This is a genomic window from Pseudomonas sp., from assembly GCF_049645325.1.
In the GTDB taxonomy this organism is placed as follows: Bacteria; Pseudomonadota; Gammaproteobacteria; order Pseudomonadales; family Pseudomonadaceae; genus Aquipseudomonas.
Genome location: NZ_JBARTQ010000415.1, coordinates 1 through 6,449 on the forward strand (window position 1 = coordinate 1; position 6,449 = coordinate 6,449).

Genomic DNA, 6,449 nt, shown 5'->3' on the forward strand with positions numbered 1-6,449 from the left:
TGGGAGCGGGCTTGCTCGCGAATGCGCTCTGTCAGTTGAACATTCCTCCGCTGGCACACCGCATTCGCGAGCAAGCCCGCTCCCACATTAGATTGTCTTTGTTTGTGGAATAAAGTCTCTTTATAGAGACTGGGCAATACCCAACGCCACCATCTTCTTGTACAGCGTCGATCTTCCAAGCCCCAACCGCTTGGCCGCGTCCACCACATTCCCCTCACACGCCGCCAGCGCTGCACCTATCACCTGGCGATCAAACCGCTCGCGTGCCGCGCTGAAGCTTTCACCCGCCACGCACGCCACGGCATTCCGCGCCACGGGGGTAAACGTGCCAATCGCCGCCCGAATGTCCTCGGCATTCAACACCAGGCCATCACTCAGCAATGCCGCCCGTTCCAGCACATTGCGCAGCTCGCGGATATTGCCCGGCCACGCATGTTGCGCCAGCAGCGCCAGGGCTTCGCGGTCCAGTTCATGCTGGCTGCGCAACTCCTCAAGAATCGCCTCGCTCAACGCCGGAATATCCTCCAGCCGCTCACGCAACGGCGGCACCTGGATCGGCAGCACATTCAGCCGGTAATACAGGTCCGCGCGAAACTCGCCACGCTTGATCGCCGCTTCCAGGTCCATGGATGTGGCGGCAATCACGCGCACATCGCTGTGCAGCATTTCGTTGGAGCCCACCGGCTCAAATTCCTTTTCCTGCAACACGCGCAGCAGTTTGCTTTGCAGCGGCAGCGGCATGTCACCGATTTCATCGAGGAACAGCGTGCCGCCCTGGGCAATCTGGAACTTGCCGGGGCGGCCTTTGCGGTCGGCGCCGGTAAACGCCCCCGGCGCGGTGCCGAAGAACTCGGCCTCAAGCAAATCATGCGGGATGGCCGCGCTGTTCACGCTGACAAAGGCTTTGTGCGCACGCGGCGACGCGCCATGAATCGCCTGGGCCAGCAATTCCTTGCCGGTGCCGGTTTCGCCCAGCAACAGCACTGCAGACTCGGCACTCGCACTGCGCCGCGCCCGGCGTTTGACTTCCAGGCTGGCGGCGCTGGTGCCGATAAAGTGTGCAAAGTTGTATTTGCTTTGCCGCGAGCGCAGTAACGAACGGGTGGAGGCCAATTCCTGCTGCATGCTCAGGTAGCGTTCAATCAGCGGCGACAAATTGCGCAGTTCATCAAACAATGCAAACCCGATTGCACCTATTACCGCGCCAGCGTCATCGTGGATCGGCAGGCGCATCACCACCAGCGGACCTTTGGGCGTGTCCTGGATATCCAGCAGAATCGGCTGATCATTGCGCACCACCTGGCGCAGCAGGCTGTTGGATATCACCTGCTCACAAGGTTGGCCGATGGCTTCGTCGGGGCTTTTGAGGCCAAAGCGTTTGGCGTAACGCTCGTTCATCCACACGATATTCGCGTCGCGGTCGACAATCACCGTGCCTTCGCTGGACTGCTCGATGATCTCGAACAGCGACTGGATGGCCAGCCCGCGCACCTGCTGGTAATCCTTGAGGTTGTCGGTGATGTTCATGCTCATGCCACTCACACACTTAGGAATAGGATCACGCGCCTACAAAGGGATATGCGCCGCCGCCAGCAACTCTTTGGTGTAGGCATGTTGCGGCGCCTCAAACACGTCATGGCTCGCGCCACGCTCTACCACCTTGCCATCCTTGATCACGATCATGTCGTGGGCCATGGCGCGCACCACGGCCAGGTCGTGGCTGATGAACAGGTAGGTCAGGCCGTACTTTTCCTGCAGCTCACGCAACAGCGCCACCACTTGCTTTTGCACGGTGCGGTCGAGGGCGGAGGTGGGTTCATCCAGCAGCATCAGCGCCGGTTTGAGCACCAAGGCGCGGGCGATGGCGATGCGTTGACGCTGGCCACCGGAAAATTCATGCGGGTAACGGTGGCGGCTTTGCGGGTCGAGGCCGACATCCTTGAGCACCTGAATGACCTGCGCGTCGCGATCAGCCAGGCTGCACGGTGCGTGCACTTCCAGGCCTTCGCTGATGATCTGTTCCACGGTCATGCGCGGGCTGAGGCTGCCGAAGGGGTCTTGGAACACCACCTGCATCTGCTTGCGCCATGGGCGCATCTGCTGGTTGTTCAGCGGGTCAAGGGCTTCGCCCTGGAAGCGAATGCTGCCGGTGGAATCCAGCAGGCGCAGGATCGCCTGGCCCAGGGTGGATTTGCCCGAGCCGGACTCGCCGACAATCCCCAGGGTCTTGCCGCGCTGCACACTGAGGCTGATGCCGTCCACTGCACGCAGGTAGGTCTTGCGCCGGAACAGCCCGCCGCTCAAGGGGAACTGCACGCTCAAGTCGTCGACTTGCAGCACCGTTTCGCGTGGGTCACTGCACAACACGTCGCCCGAAGGCTCGGCGTCCAGCAGCAAACGGCTGTAGGGATGTTGCGGCGCGGTGAACAAGGTTTCGCAGTCGGCCTGTTCGACGATTTCGCCAGCGCGCATCACGCACACCCGCTGGGCAATGCTGCGCACCAGGTTGAGGTCATGGCTGATCAGCAGCAGCGACATGCCCAAGCGTTGTTGCAGTGACTTGAGCAGCAGCAGGATCTTGCGCTGCACGGTCACGTCCAGCGCGGTGGTGGGTTCGTCGGCGATCAACAATTCCGGTTCGCAGGCCAGGGCCATGGCGATCATCACCCGTTGACGCTGGCCGCCTGACAGTTCATGCGGATACGCCTTGAGCCGTTCCCGGGGCTTCTGGATGCCGACCAGTTCGAGCAGTTCAAGGATGCGCGCCTGCGCCGCCTTGCCGCCCAGGCCCTTGTGCACCAGCAGGGTTTCGCCGATCTGCTTTTCGATGCTGTGCAGCGGGTTGAGCGAGGTCATCGGCTCCTGGAAGATCATCGCAATGCGGTTGCCACGCAGTTTCTGCAAGGTGGCGGTCGAGGCGCCGACCAGTTCCTGGCCGCGGTAGCGGATCGAACCGGTGGTTTGCGTACCGGCTTCGGGCAGCAGTTGCAGGATCGAATGGGCCGTCACCGACTTGCCCGAGCCCGACTCACCCACCAGCGCCTGGCATTCGCCGGGGCGCACGTCCAGGCACAGGTTGCGTACCACGGTCTGGCCGCTGAAAGCGACGCTGAGGTCGCGGATCTCGATCAGGTTCATACGCAGTTACTCATGAGCGTGGGTCGAAGGCGTCACGCAACGCCTCGCCGATAAAAACCAGCAGCGACAGGATCAGCGCCAAGGTGAAAAACGCCGTCAGGCCCAGCCACGGTGCTTGCAGGTTCTGCTTGCCCTGGCCGATGAGTTCGCCCAGCGACGCGCTGCCGGCGGGCATGCCGAAGCCGAGAAAGTCCAGAGCGCTGAGGGTCGAAATCGCCCCGGTCAGGATAAACGGCAGGTAACTCAACGTGGCGGTCATGGCATTCGGCAAGATGTGCCTGCGGATGATCTTGCCATCGCCCAAGCCCAGTGCGCGTGCGGCCTTGACGTATTCGAGGTTGCGCCCGCGCAGGAATTCGGCGCGCACCACGTCCACCAGCGCCAGCCAGGAAAACAGCGCCATGATTCCCAACAGCCACCAGAAATTGGGCTCGACGAACCCGGACAGAATGATCAACAGGTACAGCACCGGCAGCCCCGACCAGACTTCCAGGATGCGCTGGCCAAGCAAATCGACCCAGCCACCGTAATACCCCTGCAAGGCCCCGGCGGCAATGCCGATGGCGGCACTGATCGCGGTCAGCGCCAGCGCAAACAGGATCGACACCCGCGCGCCAAAAATCACCCGCGCCAACACATCCCGTGACTGGTCATCAGTGCCCAGCCAGTTCACCGACGACGGTGGGCTCGGGGCAGGGCGGCTCAGTTCGTAATTGGGGGTGTCATCGCTGAACGGAATCGGCGGGAACAGCATCCAGCCGCCATCCTGTTTGATCAGCTTTTGCACGTAGTCACTGCGGTAGTCAGCCTGGAACGGCAGTTGGCCGCCAAATTGCTGCTCGGTGTAACGCTTGAACACCGGAAAATACAGCTCGTTCTTGAAACTGAGTACCAGCGGCTTGTCGTTGGCGATCAGCTCGCCGCCCAGGGTCAGGATAAACAGGCCGATAAACAGCCACAGCGACCACCAGCCGCGACGGTTTTTCTTGAAACGCTCGAAACGTCGGCGCGCCACCGGAGACAAATTAAGCATCAGGCGTTCCTCGCGGCGAAGTCGATACGCGGGTCCACCAAGGTGTAGCAAAGGTCGCCGATGAGTTTTATCAGCAGCCCGAACAAGGTGAAGATAAACAGCGAGCCGAACACCACCGGATAATCCCGTGACACCGCGGCTTCGTAGCTCATGCGGCCCAGGCCATCAAGGGAGAAGATCACCTCGATCAACAGGGAACCGGCAAAAAACACGCTGATAAACGCCTGGGGAACCCCCGAAATCACCAACAGCATCGCGTTGCGGAACACATGGCCGTACAGCACGCGCCGTTCGCTCAAGCCTTTGGCGCGGGCGGTGACCACGTACTGGCGCGTGATTTCATTCAGGAACGAGTTCTTGGTGAGGATGGTCAGCGTGGCGAACCCGCCAATCACCAGGGCCGATACCGGCAACACCAGGTGCCAGAAATAGTCGGCGATTTTGCCGACGGTGCTCAGCGTCTCGAAGTTCTCCGACACCAGCCCGCGCACCGGGAACCAGTTCAGCGAGGTGCCGCCGGCGAACACCACGATCAGGAACATCGCAAACAGGAACGCCGGCATCGCATAGCCGATGACGATGGCCGTGCTGCTCCACACATCAAAGCTGCTGCCGTGGCGCACCGCTTTGCGAATCCCCAGCGGGATCGACACCAGGTAGGTGATCAAGGTGGCCCACAAACCGAGGGAAATGGTCACCGGCATCTTTTCCAGGATCAAGTCGATCACTGTTGAGCCGCGAAAGAAGCTGTTGCCGAAATCCAGCTTCGCGTAGCTCTTGAGCATCAGCCACAGGCGTTCCGGGGCGGGCTTGTCGAAGCCGTATTGTTTTTCAATGTCCTTGATCAACTTCGGGTCCAGGCCACGGCTGGCGCGGGATCCGCTGCTGATGCTGTCGCCGGACGAACCGCCGACGCTGCTGCTGCCAATGCCTTGCAGGTGGGCGATGGCCTGTTCAACCGGCCCACCGGGCGCGGCCTGCACGATCACGAAGTTCACCAGCAGGATGATCACCAGCGTCGGGATGATCAGCAGCAGGCGCCGCACAATGTAGGCAAACATCAGCGCGCCCCTCCGCGTTTTTTCAGCTCGGCTGTCATTTGTTCATTCGTCAGTGGCGTGGGGCTGATTTCCCACCAGGTTTCCAGGGCTTCGTCGTTCTTCGCCTCAATGGTCGGGCGACCGAAGCGGTTCCACCACGCGGCGGAGGTGCCGGGCGGGTAGTAGTTGGGAATCCACAGGTAATTCCACTGCAGCACCCGGTCCAGCGCGTGGGCGTAGGTGAGCATCTGCGCCTGGGTGTTGGCCTTGACCAGGCCTTTGACCAGGCTGTCGACGGCCGGGTCCTTGAGCACCATGTAGTTGTTGGCGCCGGGGTCAAACGCAGCGTCCGAGCCGAAATAGTTGTACAGCTCCATGCCTGGCGAGGTGGTCACCGGGAAGCCGACCACGATCATGTCGTAATCGCGCGCCATCATCCGGTTCACGTACTGCGAAGAGTCGATCCGGCGGATGTTCAGGGTGATGCCGATTTGCGCCAGGTTGCGCTTGTACGGCAGCAACAGGCGCTCAAGGCCTGCCTGTGCATTGAGGAAGGTGAACTCCAGCGGCTCGCCCTCGGCGTTGACCAGCTTGTCGCCTTTGGGCGTCCAGCCGGCTGCTTCCAACAGCGCCAGGGCTTGCAGCTGTTTGTCGCGAATCATGCCGCTGCCGTCGGTGACCGGGGCCTTGAACACTTGGGTGAACACCTCGTCGGGCACTTTGCCGCGCAGGGGTTCGAGAATCTCCAACTCTTCCTTGGTCGGTAACTGGCTGGCGGCCAGTGGGCTATTGGAGAAGAAGCTCTGCTGGCGGATGTACAGGTTGCGCATCATCTGCCGGTTGGCCCATTCGAAGTCCCACAGCATCGCCAGGGCCTGGCGCACGCGACGATCCTTGAACATCGGTTTTTGCACATTGAACACGTAACCCTGGGCCGGTTGCGGCATCTCCTTGGCCAAATGGTCACGTTGCAGGCGGCCGTCGTCGAGGGCCGGGCCGTTGTAGCCGATGGAGTAGCCGGTGGCCGAAAACTCACGGTTGAAGTCATAGGCGCCGCCGCGCAGCACTTGGCGCGCGACTTCGGTGTCGCCGAAATACTCAAGGCTCAGGTGGTCGAAGTTGTACAGGCCACGGCTGACGGGCAAGTCCTTGCCCCACCAGTCCGGGTCGCGGGTAAAGGTGATGGTGCTGCCGGAGTCGATTTTGCTGACCTTGTACGGGCCGCTGCCCAACGGGGC

The 6,449-nt window shown here is 61.5% G+C and carries 5 protein-coding genes; all 5 read right to left on the reverse strand.

What is annotated here, in order from left to right; all coding sequences use genetic code 11:
• Positions 1–120 precede the first annotated feature (120 nt).
• A complete protein-coding gene (locus WBB95_RS17920) occupies positions 121–1,527 on the reverse strand; it encodes a sigma-54 interaction domain-containing protein (RefSeq protein ID WP_424488810.1) in 1,407 nt (468 codons plus the stop codon).
• Between the two features lie 39 nt (positions 1,528–1,566).
• On the reverse strand, positions 1,567–3,138 hold the full coding sequence (locus WBB95_RS17925; protein ID WP_424488806.1) for an ABC transporter ATP-binding protein: 1,572 nt from the start codon (positions 3,136–3,138) through the stop codon (positions 1,567–1,569).
• 10 nt (positions 3,139–3,148) lie between these two features.
• Positions 3,149–4,171 carry an ABC transporter permease gene (locus tag WBB95_RS17930; protein WP_424488807.1) on the reverse strand — a complete coding sequence of 341 codons (1,023 nt, stop codon included), beginning with the start codon at positions 4,169–4,171 and terminating at the stop codon, positions 3,149–3,151.
• Positions 4,171–5,232 carry a microcin C ABC transporter permease YejB gene (locus WBB95_RS17935; RefSeq protein WP_424488808.1) on the reverse strand — a complete coding sequence of 354 codons (1,062 nt, stop codon included), beginning with the start codon at positions 5,230–5,232 and terminating at the stop codon, positions 4,171–4,173. The genes WBB95_RS17930 and WBB95_RS17935 overlap by 1 nt, the downstream gene beginning before the upstream one ends.
• Positions 5,232–6,449 (reverse strand): extracellular solute-binding protein (locus tag WBB95_RS17940; protein WP_424488809.1); only part of this gene is annotated, 1,218 nt, incomplete at its 5' end. The genes WBB95_RS17940 and WBB95_RS17935, both read right to left, overlap by 1 nt.